10 protein-coding genes and 6 pseudogenes are annotated in these 18,997 nt (G+C 57.5%); 9 read left to right on the top strand and 7 right to left on the bottom strand.

What is annotated here, in order from left to right:
* Positions 1-30: 30 nt before the first annotated feature.
* The 3 genes and pseudogenes from AU14_RS06470 to AU14_RS06460 all read left to right on the top strand — a co-directional run bounded on the left by AU14_RS06470 (position 31) and on the right by AU14_RS06460 (position 4,135).
* Positions 31-1,758, top strand: a complete 1,728-nt coding sequence (locus tag AU14_RS06470; protein ID WP_041343713.1) for an ABC transporter transmembrane domain-containing protein — start codon at positions 31-33, stop codon at positions 1,756-1,758.
* 122 nt (positions 1,759-1,880) lie between these two features.
* Positions 1,881-3,157, top strand: a pseudogene (gene gabT, locus AU14_RS06465) (4-aminobutyrate--2-oxoglutarate transaminase).
* A 228-nt stretch (positions 3,158-3,385) separates the two neighbouring features.
* Positions 3,386-4,135 (top strand): VC0807 family protein, encoded by a 750-nt coding sequence (locus AU14_RS06460; protein ID WP_041339766.1) that lies wholly within the window; start codon positions 3,386-3,388, stop codon positions 4,133-4,135.
* An 82-nt stretch (positions 4,136-4,217) separates the two neighbouring features.
* Here AU14_RS06460 and gyrB read toward each other — a convergent pair.
* The 5 genes and pseudogenes from gyrB to dnaA all read right to left on the bottom strand — a co-directional run bounded on the left by gyrB (position 4,218) and on the right by dnaA (position 11,855).
* Positions 4,218-6,631 (bottom strand): annotated as a pseudogene (gene gyrB / locus AU14_RS06455) (DNA topoisomerase (ATP-hydrolyzing) subunit B).
* A gap of 75 nt (positions 6,632-6,706) precedes the next feature.
* Positions 6,707-7,834, bottom strand: coding sequence for a DNA replication/repair protein RecF (gene recF, locus AU14_RS06450; protein WP_041339765.1), 1,128 nt, complete (start codon positions 7,832-7,834; stop codon positions 6,707-6,709).
* A 117-nt stretch (positions 7,835-7,951) separates the two neighbouring features.
* Positions 7,952-9,222: pseudogene (locus AU14_RS06445) on the bottom strand (ABC1 kinase family protein).
* A 10-nt stretch (positions 9,223-9,232) separates the two neighbouring features.
* Complete coding sequence (dnaN, locus tag AU14_RS06440; RefSeq protein WP_041339763.1) at positions 9,233-10,336, bottom strand: DNA polymerase III subunit beta; 1,104 nt, start codon at positions 10,334-10,336, stop codon at positions 9,233-9,235.
* A gap of 55 nt (positions 10,337-10,391) precedes the next feature.
* Positions 10,392-11,855, bottom strand: coding sequence for a chromosomal replication initiator protein DnaA (gene dnaA / locus AU14_RS06435; protein WP_041339761.1), 1,464 nt, complete (start codon positions 11,853-11,855; stop codon positions 10,392-10,394).
* A gap of 658 nt (positions 11,856-12,513) precedes the next feature.
* Here dnaA and rpmH point away from each other — a divergent pair.
* The 5 genes and pseudogenes from rpmH to mnmE all read left to right on the top strand — a co-directional run bounded on the left by rpmH (position 12,514) and on the right by mnmE (position 16,472).
* Positions 12,514-12,648, top strand: a complete 135-nt coding sequence (gene rpmH / locus AU14_RS19020) for a 50S ribosomal protein L34 (protein ID WP_008172542.1) — start codon at positions 12,514-12,516, stop codon at positions 12,646-12,648.
* Between the two features lie 12 nt (positions 12,649-12,660).
* Positions 12,661-13,067, top strand: a pseudogene (rnpA, locus tag AU14_RS19015) (ribonuclease P protein component).
* Positions 13,068-13,176: 109 nt separating this feature from the next.
* The gene (locus AU14_RS23725; RefSeq protein WP_407942849.1) at positions 13,177-13,359 is read left to right on the top strand and encodes a membrane protein insertion efficiency factor YidD; all 183 of its coding nucleotides are present in this window, start codon (positions 13,177-13,179) and stop codon (positions 13,357-13,359) included.
* A 4-nt stretch (positions 13,360-13,363) separates the two neighbouring features.
* The gene (yidC, locus tag AU14_RS06430; protein WP_041339758.1) at positions 13,364-15,067 is read left to right on the top strand and encodes a membrane protein insertase YidC; all 1,704 of its coding nucleotides are present in this window, start codon (positions 13,364-13,366) and stop codon (positions 15,065-15,067) included.
* Between the two features lie 73 nt (positions 15,068-15,140).
* Entirely contained in the window at positions 15,141-16,472 is a 1,332-nt protein-coding gene (gene mnmE / locus AU14_RS06425) for a tRNA uridine-5-carboxymethylaminomethyl(34) synthesis GTPase MnmE (protein ID WP_094191276.1), read from the top strand.
* Between the two features lie 138 nt (positions 16,473-16,610).
* Here mnmE and AU14_RS19005 read toward each other — a convergent pair.
* A pseudogene (locus AU14_RS19005) lies at positions 16,611-17,210 on the bottom strand (NAD(P)H-hydrate epimerase); the annotation flags it as partial.
* 149 nt (positions 17,211-17,359) lie between these two features.
* Here AU14_RS19005 and queG point away from each other — a divergent pair.
* Positions 17,360-18,439 carry a tRNA epoxyqueuosine(34) reductase QueG gene (gene queG / locus AU14_RS06415; protein ID WP_041339755.1) on the top strand — a complete coding sequence of 360 codons (1,080 nt, stop codon included), beginning with the start codon at positions 17,360-17,362 and terminating at the stop codon, positions 18,437-18,439.
* Here queG and orn read toward each other — a convergent pair.
* Positions 18,434-18,975: pseudogene (gene orn, locus AU14_RS06410) on the bottom strand (oligoribonuclease). The gene queG and the pseudogene orn overlap by 6 nt on opposite strands.
* Positions 18,976-18,997: the final 22 nt, after the last annotated feature.

Below are 18,997 nucleotides of genomic sequence, written 5' to 3'. Positions count from 1 at the left end.
CAAATCATCAACAACCGTCATCGCCGCGCCCTGCAATTGGTTATTGAATTCATCAGTCCCTATCGCAAGGCGGTAATCGGCGCCCTGATCGCGCTGGTGTTCACCGCGGGCATTACCCTGGGCCTGGGGCAGGGCCTTCGTATCCTGGTGGACCAGGGCCTGGCGACCGAGTCGCCGGCCATGCTGGCCCGCGCCATCGGCCTGTTTTTCGTGTTGGTGTTGGGCCTGGCCATTGGCTCCTTTGCCCGCTTCTACCTGGTGTCGTGGATCGGTGAGCGGGTGGTGGCGGACATCCGCAAACGGGTGTTCAATCACCTGATTGACCTGCACCCCGGCTTCTTTGAGCAGAACCGGGCACTGGAAATTCAGTCCCGGTTCACCGCCGACACCACGGTGCTGCAGTCGGTGATTGGCTCCACCGTCTCCATCGCATTGCGCAACGCCCTCATGCTGATGGGTGGTCTGATCCTGCTGTTCGTCACCAACGCCAAGCTCGCCAGTATCATCCTGCTGGGTTTTCCGCTGGTGATTGCCCCCATCCTGTTTTATGGCCGCCGGGTCCGGCAACTGTCGCGCCTGAGTCAGGACCGGGTTGCCGACGTCGGCAGCTACGTGGGTGAGAACCTGACCCAGATCAAAACCGTTCAGGCCTTCAACCATCAGCCCCACGACCGGCGGTATTTCGCCGAGGTCTCGGAAAAAGCCTTCGCCATTGCCCGCGACCGCATTCGCCAACGCGCGTGGCTTACCACACTGGCAATTACCCTGGTGATGGGCGCAGTCGGCATCGTTATCTGGATTGGCGGTCTGGACGTGATCCACGGGCGCATATCCCCGGGTGAACTGGCGGCGTTCGTGTTCTACAGCCTGCTGGTGGGCGTGGCGGCTGGCGCCATCAGCGAGGTCATCGGCGAACTGCAGCGGGCGGCCGGGTCCGCAGCCCGACTGTTCGAACTGCTGCAGACCGAGTCCGCCTTTGCCCGACCGGTGCCGCAGGATCGTCCAGCCGAGATTACGGGCAGCATCGGCATCGAATCATTGACCTTCCATTATCCCGGCCGCGGTGAGACGCCCGCCCTGAACGAGCTGACACTGGCAATTCACGCGGGCGAAACCCTGGCCCTGGTAGGCCCCTCCGGCGCCGGTAAATCCACCCTGTTCGATCTGCTGCTGCACTTCTATCAACCAGTGCAGGGCCGCATCCTGATAGATGGCGTGGATACCGCCAACTGGTCACTACCGGAGTTACGACGCTGTTTCGCTCTGGTACCGCAGAACCCGGCACTGTTCCATGGCACGGTCACCGACAACATCCGTTACGCCCGGCCCGAAGCCAGTGACGACGAGGTGCGCCGGGCCGCCCAGGTGGCCCACGCCGACGAATTCATTCAGGCCTTACCGCAAGGCTACAACACGCCGCTGGGCGATGCCGGACTGGGATTGTCCGGCGGCCAGAAACAAAGACTGGCCATTGCCCGGGCCCTGCTGGCGGATGCTCCCATTCTGCTATTAGATGAAGCCACCAGTGCCCTGGACGCGGAAAGTGAGCACCTGGTGCAGGAAGCCATGCCGGCGCTGACAAGGGGCCGGACCACCCTGGTAATTGCCCACCGGCTGGCGACCGTGCGCGATGCCGATCGCATCGCGGTGCTGGATCAGGGCCGGTTGCTGGCGGTGGGCAGTCACGATCAACTGATGGCGAGCAATGAGCTGTACCAGCGCCTGGCGCGGCTGCAGTTTCGGGACGAACCGGCTTGAACCCGAAGCGTTTTCCCTGACATTTGCCACAGCACCCCACAATGGTCGGTTTGTGGTTCGTGCTCGTACTCCTTACACTGATCGATGAACCATTTCGAACCTGAACTCAGGGAGAAAACAAAGTGAGCAATAAAGAATTGCAGGCACTCAAAGAACGCTACGTTGCAGCGGGCGCGGCAAGTCCCAACGAACAGTTTGCCGATCACGCCACCAACGCGGAACTCTGGGATGCGGACGGCAAGCGCATGATCGATTTCGCCGGCGGCATCGGTGTTCTGAACATTGGCCATCGTCACCCCAAGGTGGTGGAAGCGGTCAAGGCCCAGCTCGACAAGCTGATGCACACCTGCCAGACCGTTATGCCCTATGAGGGCTACGTCAAGCTGGCAGAAAAGCTCAGCGGTGTGGTACCGGTCCGCGGTCATGCCAAGGTAATGCTGGCCAACTCCGGTGCCGAGGCGCTGGAAAACGCTATCAAGGTAGCTCGCGCAGCTACCGGTCGCAGCAACATCATCTGCTTCGACGGCGGCTACCACGGCCGGACTTTCTACACCATGGCCATGAACGGTAAGGCGGCGCCTTACCAGACCGATTTCGGCCCGATGCCGGGTACCGTTTTCCGTGCACCTTACCCGGTGCCGTATCACGGCGTCAGCGAAGACGAAGCCCTGCGTGGCCTGAAAATGACCATGAAGGCGGACTCCCCGGGCAAAGACACCGCGGCCATCGTGATCGAGCCGGTGCTGGGTGAGGGCGGTTTCTACGCGGCGCCGACCAGCTTCCTGAAGGAAATCCGCAAGATCTGCGACGAGCACGGCATCCTGATGATCGTCGACGAAGTCAGAGTGGCTTTGGCCGGACCGGCAAGATGTTTGCCATTGAGCACAGCGGCGTTGAACCCGACATGATGACCATGGCCAAGAGTATGGCCGATGGTATGCCGATCTCCGCCATCGTGGGTACCGACAAGCACATGGACGCCTCCGGCCCCAACTCCCTGGGTGGCACCTACACCGGTAGCCCGACAGCCTGTGCCGCGGCCCTGGCTGTGTTCGATGTATTCAAGGAAGAAGACATCCTGGCCAAAGGCCAGCGTCTGGGCGATAAACTGAAGCAGCGCTTCAGCCAGTGGCAGGAGCAGTTTGCCCATGTGGATAACGTCCGCAATCTCGGCCCCATGGCAGCCTTTGAGCTGGTCGAAAGCAAAGACAGCCGAGTGCCCAAGCCGGAACTGGCGGCTGCAGTGACCAAGAAGGCCAAGGAAAAGGGTCTGATCCTGCTGAGCTGCGGTATGTACGGCAACACCCTGCGTTTCCTGATGCCGGTTACCATCGAAGACGAGGTGCTGGAAGAAGGGCTGAACATCGTGGAAGAAGCCCTGAAGGAAGTTGGCGCCTAATGGCTAAGCCCAAACAGGCATTACGCCGACGCAAAACCAAAACCGGACTCGGGTCCTAGCACCCGGGTCCGGTTTTTTTATGCCCGATCTGTCCACAATCCCTACCCTCCCGACATGGCGCTTTAACGCCTTCGAAAGCCACTAAATTCGTCGTATACTGCCGGAACACTTTGTATCCGGCAGTACCCATTCCTGGGTCTGCTGTCGGTCCCTGCATCAGGCTGATCTATGACCTCACCAAGCAACACGTCCACCCCCGATCACAAACCCAGACCCTGGGTCGACCTATTGGTCAGCATCGTTATCCCGTCAGTAATACTGATGAAATTCAGTGGCGAAGCGCACCTGGGCCCGGTCAATGCCTTAATCATTGGCCTGGCGTTTCCGCTGGGCTGGGGCTTGTTCGAACTGATTCGCTATCACAAGAAGAATTTCATCGCGGTGCTGGGCCTGATCAGTGTCGGCCTCACCGGCGGTATTGGCCTGCTGGAACTGGACGCCGGCTGGCTGGCGATAAAAGAGGCGGCGGTGCCCGCGGTGATCGGGCTTGCGGTGCTGATTTCCACCCGGACAAAATACCCGCTGGTGCGCACTCTGCTGTACAACCCGAAAGTGCTGGATGTGGATAAGATTCACCGGTCGCTGGAGGAGAAGGGCAGTGTCGATGAGTTCGAAGCACGGTTGTTGAAAGCGAGCTACTTCTTTGCTGGTACCTTCCTGTTCTCCTCGATCATGAACTACGTCATCGCGCGCTGGATTGTCACCAGCCCGTCAGGCACCGAAGCTTTCAACGAAGAACTCGGCAAGATGACCCTGGTCAGCTATCCGATGATCGCCATTCCTTCGATGATCATGATGATGCTGATTTTCTACTACCTGTGGCGCACCATTCGGCGCCTGACCGGCTACACCCTGGAAGAGGTGATGGCACCGCATATAGCTGAAAAAGAAAAGAAAAAATCGATGTCTCAGGAATAACTGGATGCTGAAACAGGCATAAAAAAAGCGGCGCGGATCAGAGATCCAGCGCCGCTTTTTTTTGCCCTGAGCCGGGCCTTCGTTACACGTCGAGGTTAGTGACTTCCAGCGCGTTGGTCTGGATAAAGTCCCGACGCGGCTCAACGTCGTCACCCATCAGGGTGGTGAAGATCTGGTCAGCGGCAAAGGCGTCCTCGATGGTCACCTTCATCATCCGACGGGTTTCCGGATCCATGGTGGTCTCCCACAGCTGTTCCGGGTTCATCTCACCCAGTCCCTTATAACGCTGGATGTTCAGGCCGCGCTGGGCTTCCTTCATCAACCAGGCCAGGGCACCTTCAAACGACAGCACCGGCTGCTTACGCTCGCCACGCTGGATGTAGGCCCCATCTTCGATCAAGCCATCGAGCGTCTCACCCATACGCGCGATAGCGGCGTAAGACGAGGACTCGAAAAACTCGTGGTTGAACACATGCTCATGGGGAATACCGTGAACATAGATGGTGACCTTGGGCAGGAACAGGTCCCGTTCCGGATCCTTGGTCACCGAGAAGGTGTACTTGGTACCGGTGCGGGTGTCCAGGGTCAGGCCGTCACCCAGGCGTGCTACCCAGCGCGCCACAGACTCTTCGTCGCGCAGGTGTTCAGACTTGAGGGTCACATTGTCCAGCATCTGCTCCAGCACCTTGGCCGGGTAAGCGCGGGACAGACGACCGATCATGTTCATCACCGCCTGGTAGTCCTTAACCATGGTTTCCAGTGCGGAATCCTTGATTGCCGGAGCATCAGCGTTGACGAACAGCTGAGCGCCTTCCAGAGCGGTCTGGGTCAGGTAAGCTTCCTTCGCCTTCTCGTCCTTCAGGTACTGCTCTTGCTTGCCACGCTTGACCTTGTACAGCGGCGGCATGGCGATGAAGACATGGCCACGCTCGATGATTTCCCGCATCTGGCGGAACAGGAACGTCAGCAACAGGGTACGGATGTGCGAGCCATCGACGTCGGCGTCGGTCATGATGATCAGGGAGTGGTAGCGGAGCTTGTCCGGGTTGAACTCCTCACGCCCGATGCCGCAGCCCAGGGCAGTGATCAGGGTGCCGACTTCGGCAGAGGACAGCATCTTGTCGAACCGTGCCTTCTCGACGTTCAGAATCTTACCCTTGAGCGGCAGGATGGCCTGGGTCTTACGGTCGCGGCCCTGCTTGGCACTACCACCGGCGGAATCACCCTCCACTATGAACAGTTCGGAGAGGGCAGGGTCCTTTTCCTGACAGTCGGCCAACTTGCCGGGCAGACCGGCAATGTCCAGCGCGCCTTTCCGGCGGGTCATGTCACGGGCCTTGCGGGCGGCTTCCCGGGCGCGAGCGGCTCGATCATCTTGTTGACGATCAGCTTGGCTTCGTTCGGCTGCTCCTGCAGGTAGTCGGCGAAGCTCTGGTATAGCTCCTGCTCCACCGCCGTTTTCACCTCGGAAGAGACCAGCTTGTCTTTGGTCTGGGAGGAGAATTTCGGATCCGGCACCTTGACGCTGATAATCGCAGTCAGGCCTTCTCGAGCGTCGTCACCGGAGGTGCTGACCTTGGCCTTCTTGCCCAGGCCTTCCTGCTCAATGTAGTTGTTCATGGAGCGGGTCAGTGCAGCCCGGAAACCAGCCAGGTGAGTGCCACCGTCGCGCTGGGGAATGTTGTTGGTAAAGCAGAAGATGTTTTCCTGGAAAGCGTCGTTCCACTGCATGGACACTTCCACGGCAATGCCGTCTTCGCGTTCACGGTTAAAGTGGAACACCCGGTTGATCGGAGTCTTGTTGGTATTCAGGTGCTCAACAAAGGCCCGAAGACCGCCTTCGTATTCAAACACTTCTTCCTTGCCACTGCGCTCGTCGGTCAGACGAATACGCACGCCACTGTTCAGGAACGCCAGTTCCCTCAGGCGCTTGGCCAGGATGTCGTAGTGGAATTCAATGTGGGTAAAGGTTTCCGGCGACGGAATGAAGTGCACCTTGGTGCCGGACATTTCGGTTTCGCCGACCGGCCCCAGAGGGGCATTGGGTACGCCGTGGGTGTAGCTCTGCTCGTACACCTTGTTGTCACGACGAATAGTCAGGGTCAGGGTAGAGGACAAGGCGTTAACCACTGATACACCGACACCGTGCAGACCACCGGAAACCTTGTAGGAGTTGTCGTCAAACTTACCGCCGGCGTGCAGTACGGTCATGATGACCTCGGCCGCGGAGACCCCTTCCTCTTCGTGCAGGTCCACCGGAATACCCCGGCCATTGTCCTTAACGGTAATGGATTCATCCGGGTGAATAATAACGCCGATTTCGGAGCAGTAGCCTGCCAGAGCTTCATCGATGGAGTTATCCACCAACTCAAAGACCATGTGATGCAGACCAGTACCATCATCGGTATCGCCGATGTACATGCCAGGCCGCTTCCGTACCGCATCCAGTCCTTTCAAGACTTTGATACTGGAGGAATTGTAATTCGATTCGCTCATTCGAGACTCCTGAAGGGTGTACCGGTGACCGGCCTACTCGCCGTTCGGGCGATGGTAAGTCCGGCAGGTCCGGCTTTATTCTTCCGTCAATTTGCCATGTTCCACGTGGAACATTCTGTATTCCGGTGCCTGATTATCGGGCCACAGGGCTTCGGGTTGCGGGTGTTCGATGGACGTGATGAACACCTGGCAACGCAGTGCCTGTAGCTTTCGAGCCAGCATGGCCCGGTGACCCACATCCAACTCGGCGTTAATGTCGTCGAGCAAAAACGTCACCTGCTTGCCCAGTTCACTCAACACCATGCCTTGGGCAATCTTCATCAAGATAACAAGGGTTTTCTGCTGGCCTCTGGAAAAGGTTTCCGATACCGGCCGGCCCTGAAATTTTAACCGGATGTCGGCACGATTCGGACCATACAGGGTATGCCCCATCCGGCGTTCCTGTTCCCGGTGACTGGCCAGGATATCCAGCAATGATTGACTGCTATCCCAGCCTGGATAGAACTCAAGTTTCAGACCCTGAGTCCATCCGACATCGACTTCCTGAACCAGAGCCTGGAACGCCACCTTAAACCGATCAAACGTGGTTTTTCGGGCCGCGCTGATGCGGTCACTCAGGGCCGCGTACTGACTGTCCCAGACCCGTAGCAGGGCTTCGTCTAGTCTACCATTTCTCAGCGTTTGATTCCGCTGTGACGTCACTCTCTGACACTGTTGCCACGTCGATGCGAACGAAGGTTCCACGTGGAACACTGCCCAATCGAGAAATTGCCGACGTTTACCGGGGCCACCAGCAACAATGTCAAAAACGCCGGGGTCGATCACCGATACCGGCAGGTGCATGGCCAGCGACGACAAACTGCGAACACCCTCTCCGTCCACCCGCAGGGTGGTTTCCTTCTGGCTGACATCCCGAGCTATCCCGAGCCTATGGGCCACGCCAGCGGCGTCGGGTTCCCTCGACGCATCCAGGCCACGATCCAGGCCACCGAAGACGGTGAACTGTTGCTCGCCATGACTGACCACCGCCTGATGCCGGCTGACCCGAAACGACCGCCCCAGCCCCAGATAACCAATTGCCTCCAGAACACTGGTCTTGCCGCTGCCATTTTCACCGTACAACAAATTGAAGGACGGCGAGAAACTGACCGGGGTCGGGGACAGGTTCCGGAAGTGCTGAGTCTGGAGTTTTACTAACGCCATAAAAACGGGAACTCAACGTGGCGAGGAGGGGAGTTTGAAGCGACCAAAAAAAAGCAGCATTACCACTCGTGTAACGCTGCCCTAGTGTACAAAAGCCCGCCCGCTAAGGCGACCGCCTTAATGGAGCATGTTCAGTCGCTCATCCATGAACACATCCATTTCCGGCGCCAGGATGTGAACGTAGCGATCGAAGTAGAGGAACTGTTTCAACAGCAAGGCAAATTCCCGCGGGAAATGCAGGCCATGGCTCTCGCCGATTTTTACCATATCCATCAGGATGTGGTTGACATCGTCTTCGGCCTGATCTGCCTCGTACGGCACCTGATCCGGCACCATCTTGTCCATCTGCTGATACAACCGGCGCAGGTCTGCCGCCAATTCATCCACCAGTACGGTCTGGTGTGTTACCCCGATGCGAATCATGGCGTCGGCCATGCCTTCGAAGTTACCCACCATTACCGAGGAAATGAAATCACTGACCGCCTGCCAGGTGTCCGGCTTGATCCGCCCGACAATGCCGAAGTCGATAAAGCCGACCCGACCGTCCTTAAGCACCATCAGGTTACCGGCGTGAACGTCCGCGTGGAAAAACTCACACTGGGTCAGGCTGGCAAACCAGGTGTTCATCGCCGTGATCAGGGTCCGCTCCGGGTCCCGTGCGTAACCCCGGATGCTTTCCAGGTCCGTTAAAGGTACGCCATGGAAACGCTCCATGGTCAGTACCCGGCGGGTGCTGCACTGTTCATACACCAGCGGTACCGTGGCGTCCTCGTTGTGAGTATCGTTCAGGAAATTGCGAAACACCTTCAGGTTATTCGCTTCCTTGATGAAGTCACATTCCTCCATCATGGTGCGCTGAATTTCCTCGACAATCCCGGACAACGAGGTCCAGGACAGTTTCGGCGCCAGTGTCTCCAGAATGCGCGCCGACAGGTACAGGAAATTCAGATCCGTCAGCAGGATGTTTTCCACACCCGGCTTCTGCACCTTGATCACGACATCCTCACCTGTTACTAGCCGTGCCGCGTGGACCTGGGCAATGGAGGCGGACGCCAGTGCCACCGGATCAATATCCGCGTACACCTGGTCAAGCGGCCGGTCCAGTTCGTCACTGATAATCTTTTTGATCACACCGAAGGGCAGGTTGGGGGTTTTATCCAGACAGTACTGGAATTCCTCCACATACTCCTTCGGGAAGAAGGTGGGGGAGCTGGCAATGAACTGACCCAGCTTGATGTAGGTCGCGCCCAGGGATTCGAAGGTCTGCCGTAACAGACGCGGGGTAGGGGGCGATCGCCCCGAACCCAATTGACACCGGTACGCCCCAGCACGGACAGGGTTTGTCCAATCCTGAAGGCGCCCTTGATTCCGTTCGTCACGGTGCCCATGGTGATACTCCTATAGCCGCATCGGCATAACAACGTACAGGCAACGATTGTCCATCTGGGACTCAATCAAAGCGCTGCTGTTCGGATTGGACAAAGTGATCTTCACCTGATCATCATCCAGTGCGTTCATCACATCCACCAGATAACCAACATTGAACCCGATCTGCAGGGACTCACCCTGATACTCCACCGGCAAGGCATCTTCCGCTTGTTCCTGGTCCGGGTTATTGGCAAACACCTCCAACTCGTTCGGCGCCAGATTCAGCCGTACGCCGCGAATATTTTCGTGAGACAGGATGCCGGCACGCTGAAGGGTGTTCTTCAAGGTCGCCCGATCGGCCAGGACTACTTTGTCGCCACCCCTGGGGATAACTCGGTTGTAGTCCGGGAACTTGCCCTCAATCAGTTTCGAGGTAAAGGTGTAGGCACCGACGGTGGCCCGCAGATGGTTATCACCAATCACCAGTGTCACCGGTGTTTCTACATCATCCAACAGCCGTGCCAGTTCCAGCACACCCTTTCGGGGCACGATCACCTGCCGCAGTTCCGGACAACCTGTGGGTAACTCCAGGTGCGCCATGGCCAACCGATGTCCGTCGGTAGCGACAGTACGGACATGGCCCTGATCCACTTCCAGCAACAGGCCGTTCAGGTAATAACGGACATCCTGCTGGGCCATGGCGAACGCCGTGGCATCGAACATCCGCTCCAGTTCTTTCTGGGGCAGCTCCAGACGGAAGCTTTCGGCTTCGTCTTCGACATTCGGGAAATGCTCCGCCGGCAGTGTCGACAGGGTAAAGTGACTTTTTCCACAGCGTAGGTGCAAACGGTCACCTTCCAGCCCAAGCTCCAGAGGCGCTTCTTCACCCAGCGCCCGACAGATGTCGGCCAGCTTTCGGGCGGGCACGGTAATCCGGCCGGGCTGGTCCACGTGTACCGGAGTAACACGGGCCACCAGTTCCACTTCCATATTCGTGCCGGTCAGCGTCAGAGTATTATCTTCGGCTACCAGCAGAACATTCGACAACACCGGCATGGTCTGTTTCTTTTCCACCACGCCAGCAATGCTTTGCAGCGGGGTGAGCAGGGATTCACGGCTGATCGTCAGTTTCATGGCACTCAGCATTCTTTTATGTTGAAGGGTGAATGTTTCGCGCTAACGCCCGGCATCAGGTGGTCAGCAATCTCATAAAGTTCTGATAATCCTCGCGGATACCCGGATCAGTCTCCTGCAGTTCCACGATTTTCTTGCACGCGTGCAGCACGGTGGTGTGGTCACGGCCACCGAAAGCGTCACCAATTTCCGGCAGACTGTGATTGGTCAATTCCTTGGACAGCGACATCGCCACCTGGCGTGGCCGGGTCACCGTCCGGGTCCGACGCTTGGACAGCAGATCGGCCACTTTGATCTTGTAATACTCGGCCACAGTACGCTGAATATTATCGATGCTGACCTGCTTCTCGTGCAGGGCCAACAGATCTTTCAGACTTTCCCGGATAAACGGCGGGGTAATCTCAGATCCTGTGAAGTGAGCATTCGCTATCACCAAACGCAGTGCACCTTCAAGCTCGCGCACGTTTGATCGGATCTTTTGGGCAATAAAAAAGGCCGCTTCACTACTGAGTTTTACGTTCGCCTGATCCGCTTTCTTCATCAGGATGGCGACCCGGGTTTCCAATTCCGGTGGTTCCACCATCACCGTCAGGCCCCAACCAAACCGGGACTTCAAACGCTCTTCCATGTCGACAATTTCCTTGGGAAAGCGATCACAGGTAACGATGACCTGCTGTCCGCCTTCAAGCAAGGCATTGAAGGTGTGGAAAAACTCTTCCTGGGAGCGCTCCTTGCGGGCAAAAAACTGAATATCATCGATCAGTAGCGCGTCCACCGACCGGTAATAGCGCTTGAACTCGTTGATCGCGTTCAATTGCAGCGCCTTTACCATATCCGCCACAAACCGTTCCGAGCGCAGGTAGGCCACCTTGGCCCCGGGTTTGCGCCGTACAATCTCATTACCGATAGCGTGCATCAGGTGAGTTTTACCCAGGCCCACGCCGCCGTAGAGGAACAGCGGGTTATAAGCTCCACCCGGATTCTCCGCAACCTGCATCGAGGCCGCCCGGGCCAACTGGTTCGACTTACCCTCTACAAAAGTATCGAAGGTGAAGCCTTCGTTCAGGAAGCTCTGATGCTTGATGTCACCCTCGACCTGAACCGGCCGACGCTCGTAACTTGGGTTACTTGGTTTCGCGCGCACCGAAGTATTGTCACCGGCACTGACCGCGACACCTTTCTCTTCTTCGGTGACCCTGCTGCCGCTTTCTTCCTGCACAGCACCACTGGACCGAACCGAAACCTCGGACCGACTTACCGGCTCACTGTTCCGGGGCGCAGAGCCTACCTTCATGTTTACGCGGGGAGCCTGGCCCCCGTTCAAATCCTTCAACACTTCTTCTATACGTCGAAGGTATTTCTCATTAACCCAGTCCATAACAAACCGGTTTGGAGCGAACAACATCAGCTGCCCCTCCCGGAGATCGGACTGCAGGGGTCTGAGCCAGGTGTTGAACTGTTGTGCGGGAAACTCGTCCCGGAGTACTTCAAGACATTGATGCCACATGGTGTTCGGCACGACAGCCTGCTCCTGATAACCCAGAAATGTCTCAGATCAGAATTGCGAGACATCCAATCCAAAGAGATAACGCGAGATTCTAACCCGATGGGCCCACCAGTGAAAGACCGCCGACTATTTCATGAACAGGCTGTGGAAATAAAAGAATAAACTTATCAATTAGTTCCAGACTTACCTACAGCCTTGTGTACAGAAAATTCTTTCAAAAACTGTTATCCACACCCCCTTGTGCATACCCTGCCTTCAACCCTGTGTGAAACCCTAGGACCGAACGGTGGATAACTAGGATGTGATCACCCGAAGTCACTTATGCACAATTCGTAGTGCCACTGTCCACAGGGCTTATCGGTATTTGTAAGCCCCCTTATCATCTCCGTAACTTACTGGCTTAGATGCATTTTCTTTGCTTATCCACAGAAAACGGCCTCAGTAATAACAGTAATAATTAATCCTTAAAGAGAAATCTAAAAGAACCTATAGATTTTATTATCTGGTCTAGATCTGTTCAGGTTAGTCCGGCCAATGAGCACCTGTGAAAACCACTTATCGATACCCATTGAACTTTCCCCCGCATTTGCATATCATGCCGCTCCTGTTTTGGCTGTACATTTTCCAGCCACATACGAATTTTCAACTTACGAATTGTGAGATCATCACCATGAAGAGAACGTTTCAACCAAGCGTCCTGAAGCGTAAGCGCGTACACGGTTTCCGTGCCCGTATGGCCACTGCCAACGGTCGCAAGGTTATTTCCCGTCGTCGTGCCAAAGGCCGCGCACGTCTGTCAGCGTAACCAGCGCGCCTCATGAAGGCTTTGAGTTTCCCGAAATCGCACCGTCTGCTCAGACCGGCTGATTACGGCAAAGTCTTCGATGACGTTCAGCTGAAAGTTCCGCACAGGAATTTTCTGATCCTGCTACACCGAATAATCTCGGACACGCCAGGATCGGTTTGATTTTTTCCAAGAAAAATCTGAAACTCGCGGTCCAGAGAAACAGGATCAAGCGACAGGTTCGGGAGACCTTTCGGCACCAGACTGATTATCCAGGGCTGGATATTGTCGTACTCGGTCGCCAGGGACTCGCCAAACTGGAAACCCCAACGGTAACGGCCGCGCTCAACGATTTGTGGCGTCGACTAAAACGGAAACACCAGCAGTCGCTACCTGCGAACGCTCCATCAGCACAACCAGCCGGCAAAGGATCGGGTTGATGCGTAAACTTCTGCTTGTTCCTATCCGTTTCTACCAGTACGCCCTCAGTCCCATGATGCTAGTCATTGCCGCCATTATCCAACCTGTTCACAATACGCCGTTGAAGCGATCAACCATCACGGTGCGTTGAAAGGACTGATTCTCGCTACTCGTCGGTTATTACGATGTCATCCCTGGGCCGAGGGTGGTTATGATCCAGTACCGGGTATGGCACAATCCGATTCCAGCAAGGCCGTAACACCCTGCCTTCAGGCTGAGCACTCCCACACTACAACCCAGACCAGACAGTAACTCTATGGATATTCAACGCATCGTATTATTTGCCGGCCTGGCTATTGTCAGTTATCTGATGGTGCTTGCCTGGAATGAGGATTACCATCAGCAGCCGCAAACCGAACAGGTGGCCCAGACCAACACTGGTTCAACCACCGGCGGCGAAGACAGCATGGTGCTTCCTGAGCAGAACCAGAGCACTGGCACCAGTGAGGAGTTCAGCACGCCGGAGAGCGGAGAGCAGATCGCCACCGCGACGGATTCCGACATCACCGTTGAAGACCAGTTTGTTACCGTTCGCACTGATGTTTTCGAGCTCACCATTGATCGGGTCAGTGGCAATCTTATCCACAGCTCGCTGACCGATTACGACAAGTCCCTGAACAGCCAGGAACCACTGAAGCTGCTGACCAATACCAACAGCCGCACCTACGTCATGGAAAGTGGCTTGATTGGTCGCAATGGGCCGGATAGCCGCGCCAATGGCAGCGCGCCGGTGTATCAATCCAACGCTGACAGCTATGAGTTGTCTGATGGCCAGGACCAGCTGACCGTTGACCTGACCTACACCACCAGCGACGGCGTCAAGATCACCAAGCGCTATCAATTTGAGCGTAACAGCTATGAAATCGGCGTGCGCTACCTGATCGACAACCAGTCTAATGAAGCCTGGAAAGCCAACTTCACCGGTAAAATCGTCCGGGACCAGGCGCCCGATCCGACCGCTCAGAACAGCATGGGTATTCAGGCATTTCTGGGCATGGTGATGAGTTCCTCGGAAGATCCGTACGAGAAGTTCGATTTCGGTGACCTTTCAGAAACTCCTATAAATCAGTCGGTTACCAATGGTTGGTTGGCCTTCCTGCAGCACTACTTCCTGACAGCCTGGGTACCGGAGCCTGATCAACCGGCTCAGTTCCAGACCACACGCCGAGGCCCCCTGTACGTGATGGGCTTTGTTTATCCGGCCACCACCGTGGCTGCTGGAGACACTGTGGAAGTGGGCGCACGCGCCTACATTGGCCCGAAGATCATTGATCGGCTCGAAAATGTAGCACCGAACCTGGACCGCACCGTCGATTTCGGCTTCCTGTTCTTCATTTCCCTGCCGTTGTTTATCATCCTCGAGTGGTTTTACGGCCTGGTAGGCAACTGGGGTGTTGCCATCATCCTGTTGACCGTGCTGGTCAAGGGGGTGTTCTTCCACCTCTCGGCCACCAGTTACAAGTCCATGGCCAAGATGCGTGCGGTGGCGCCGCAATTGACGCGCCTGAAAGAACTGTACGGCGACGACCGACAGCGCATGTCCCAGGAAATGATGGCACTGTACAAGCGTGAAAAGATCAATCCGCTGGGCGGCTGCTTGCCGATCCTGGTGCAGATGCCAGTGTTTATCTCCCTGTACTGGGTACTGTTCGAGAGCGTGCAGTTGCGTCATGCCCCGTTCATGCTCTGGATTCAGGATTTGTCCCAGATGGATCCGTACTTCATTCTGCCAATTCTGATGGGCGCGAGCATGTTTCTGCAGATGCATCTGAACCCGACACCACCGGATCCAATGCAGGCCAAGATCATGAAGATGATGCCGCTGATCTTCACGGTATTCTTCCTCTGGTTCCCGGCCGGTCTGGTACTGTACTGGCTGGTGAACAATATTCTGTCGATCAGTCAGCAGTGGTACATTACCCGCAAGATTGAAGCAGAGACGGCTGGTAAAAAGTACTGATCGGTATTTTTGACCCGACCCAGACAGAGGCTCCTTCATGGAGCCTCTGTTGTTTGTGCCCGAAGGAATATTCATGAGCCAGACAGCAGACACAATTGCCGCCATTGCCACTGCCCCCGGCCAGGCCGGTGTGGGAATTGTCCGTGTGTCGGGGCCGGCTGCCGCGGACATTGCCCGCCAGATGCTGGGTTTTATCCCCAAGCCACGGTACGCCCATTACGGCCCCTTCCTGGACCAGAATGGCGGCCTGATCGATGAAGGTATCGGGTTGTTCTTCCCCAACCCGCATTCGTTCACTGGTGAAGATGTGTTTGAACTCCAGGGCCATGGCGGCACGGTTATCCTCGATCTGCTGCTGCGGGAAGTTTGTAGCCGCGGCGCCCGATTGGCGCGACCGGGGGAGTTTTCCGAGCGGGCATTTCTGAATGACAAGCTGGATCTGGCCCAGGCCGAAGCCATCGCCGATCTCATCGAAAGCAGTTCGGAGCAGGCCGCCCGCTGTGCCGTGCGCTCCATGCAGGGGGTGTTCTCCCGCCGTGTCGACGATCTGGTGGATGCGGTAACCCACCTGCGCATCTACGTCGAAGCGGCCATCGATTTTCCCGAGGAAGAAATCGATTTCCTGGCTGACGGCAAGGTTGCCGGCGATCTGCAGCAGCTGCTCGAACGGTTGGAGACCATTCTCGGCGAGGCTCAGCAAGGCACCATTTTGCGGGATGGCATGAAGGTGGTGATCGCCGGCCGCCCCAACGCCGGCAAGTCGAGCCTGCTCAACGCCCTCGCCGGGCGCGAGGCGGCCATTGTTACCGCCATTGAAGGCACCACCCGGGACGTGCTCCGGGAACATATCCACATCGATGGCATGCCGCTGCACATCATCGACACCGCTGGCCTGCGAGACAGCCCGGACGAGGTCGAACAGATCGGTATTGCCCGGGCCTGGGATGAAATTTCCCAGGCCGACCGGATCCTGCTGATGGTGGACGCCACCACCACCGAGCAGACCGAACCCCACGAGATCTGGCCGGATTTTATCGACCGCTTACCGGCCAATGCCCCGGTTACCGTGGTGCGGAACAAGGTGGATCTGTCCTCGGAAGCCGTGGGCTTCACCGATACCGACAGCGGTACTGCGCCGGTGATCCGGCTGGCGGCGAAATCCTCCGACGGCCTGGAAGTGCTGCGGGATCACCTCAAGCAATGCATGGGCTTTGCCAGCACTACCGAAGGCGGCTTCCTGGCCCGGCGCCGGCACCTGGATGCTCTGGAGCGGGCGCGCGCAAACCTGTTGCAGGGCCAGGGCCAGCTGGAGGGCATCAGCCGCGCCACCAAAACCTCGCTCGCCGGCCACCACCAGAACATGCCCAAAGCGCCCCTTGTGGGCATTGGCCGGCCGCCTGGGTAACCAGGACATGGTCGAAGGCCAGTCCAGACGGCATGCCAGCGGCCTCTGCCCGCTCCGGCTGACGCCCGTTTCCGTATCCAGTGATTCGAACACAACCGTGCCGCACACTGCAGAACCCTGCCCGGTGAACAGTCCGCTTTTCAGACCAATGAAGGTCACCGTCAGATCAGCCCGCACCACGTCGCCTTCGGTGGCGCCGGTGGTCGCATTCAACCCTGACGGCAGGTCGATGGCGAGAATCGGCGCCGATCCATGATTGCACTGGGCAATCAGGCCGGCGAAGGGCTCCCTGGGAGCGCCGGACACGCCGGTACCCAGCATGGCATCAACCAACACATCAGCTTCACTGAACAGGGCCTCCCGCGATTCCGCGGTCAAGGTTGCGAATTCCTGCACCTCAACCCCATCAGCGACGGCCTTCCGCCAGGCTTTACGGGCATCTCCGGTCAGTTTCTTTGTGGGTGCCACCGCAACGCACTGCACGCCCATACCGTGACGCGCCGCATTGGCGGCCACCAGATAGCCGTCTCCGCCGTTATTGCCAGCGCCACAGAGCACCAGGATCGACCCCGCTTCCGGCCACTGCCGAACCAGCCGCCGAAACGCCGAATGGGCCGCGCGCTGCATCAATTCGAACCCGTCCACGCCCTGCTGCTCAATCACATAGCGGTCAATCTCCCGCACAGCATCGGCGGAAAACAGTGTGTCTGGTAAACTGCCCACCTGGGACGGCGGCATAAGCCTTTGCTCCCGTTACAGAAACCGGTTTAAGAAAATTGGCCAGATACCTGTAAAGCATAGCAAAACGGGCAAAAAGGTCATAACTTAATCAAATTAAAGTTTGGCATTCTGATTTTCAATGAGTTGCCGACGTCGCAGCAGGCCCCATGAGCGCAGCATCTGACCAACCAAGCACCACCGAGGATTTTTCCGACCTGGTCACCCGCATCCGGGGCTGGGCCCGGGAACTCGGGTTTGCCGATCTGGGCATCACCCTCCCCGATACTGGCGAACACGGCCAACATCTGCAGGACTGGCTAGCAGAAGGCTACCACGGCGAAATGGAGTACATGGGCTATCACGGCGACAAGCGCTACACGCCACGCTCGCTTGTGCCTGGCACGGCCCGGGTAATCTCGGTGCGCATGGACTACCTGCCTTCCCCGGACAGCCCGAAAGAAGCGCTTACTAACCGGGAAGGCGCCTATGTTACCCGCTACGCCCTTGGCCGCGACTATCACAAGCTGATCCGGAAGCGGCTGGCAACCCTGGCAAACAGGATCGACGAGGCGCTCAGCGGTTACGAGTATCGCGCCTTTGTGGACAGCGCCCCGGTTCTGGAGCGGGCACTCGCCCAGCGCGCAGGCCTGGGCTGGATCGGCAAGAACAACATGCTGATTCACCCGAAAGCGGGCTCGTTTTTCTTTCTGGGCGAGATTTTCACCAGTGCACCGCTGCCGGTGGATGCCCCGTTCGAAACCGACCACTGCGGCAGCTGCACGGCCTGCCTCGACCTCTGCCCGACCGATGCCTTCGTCGGCCCGCACCAGCTCGATGCCCGGCGCTGCATCAGCTACCTCACCATTGAATTGCGCGGCAGCATTCCGGAAGAGCTGAGACCGTTGATGGGCAACCGGGTCTTTGGTTGCGACGACTGCCAGCTGGTCTGTCCGTGGCAGAAGTTCAGCAAACCGACCGGGGAGGATGATTTCCAGCCCCGGCACGGGTTGGACAACAGCTCCCTGGCCGAGTTGTTTCTGTGGACCGAAGAGCAGTTCCTGAAACGGACCGAAGGCTCAGCCATCCGCCGGACAGGCTATAGTGGCTGGCTCCGGAATCTGGCCGTTGGGCTTGGCAATGCGCCCTCAACCATCCCGGTCATTGAGGCTTTGAAACAGCGCGCGGACCATCCGGATGACATGGTCCGCGAGCACGTGCAGTGGGCCTTGAAGCAGCACGGCCTATAACTTGAAGAAGGTATCCCGGTAGTGGCGCAGCTCGCTGATGGAGTCGCGGATATCGTCCAGGGCCAGGTGACTGCCCTGCTTCTTCACGCCCGCCAGTACATCAGGTCGCCAGCGTCGCGCCAGCTCCTTGACGGTAGAGACATCCAGATTGCGGTAGTGGAAAAACTCTTCCAGACGGGGCATGTACTTCACCAGAAACCGGCGATCCTGGCCGATGCTGTTGCCACACAGGGGTGACTTGCCCGCTTCCAGGTGTTGCTGCAGAAATTCCAGCGTTTGCTGCTCGGCCTGGGCCTCGTCAATGGTGCTTTCCTTGACGCGCTTGGTCAGGCCACTGGCACCGTGGGTGTTGGTGCACCATTCATCCATCGCATCCAGCAGGCTGTCGGCTGATGCACGGCAATGACCGGGCCCTCTGCCACAACATTCAGCTCCGAATCGGTGATGATGGTGGCCATTTCGATGATCCGTTCCTTTTCCGGATCCAGCCCGGTCATCTCCAGATCAATCCAAACTAAGCGATCGCCTTCTGCCATTATCAGTTCCTAACCTTCAGTG

This window comes from Marinobacter similis, from assembly GCF_000830985.1.
Classification (GTDB): domain Bacteria; phylum Pseudomonadota; class Gammaproteobacteria; order Pseudomonadales; family Oleiphilaceae; genus Marinobacter; species Marinobacter similis.
The sequence above is the reverse complement of the archived record's forward strand: the minus strand, read 5'-3'. Positions and strand labels throughout refer to the sequence as shown.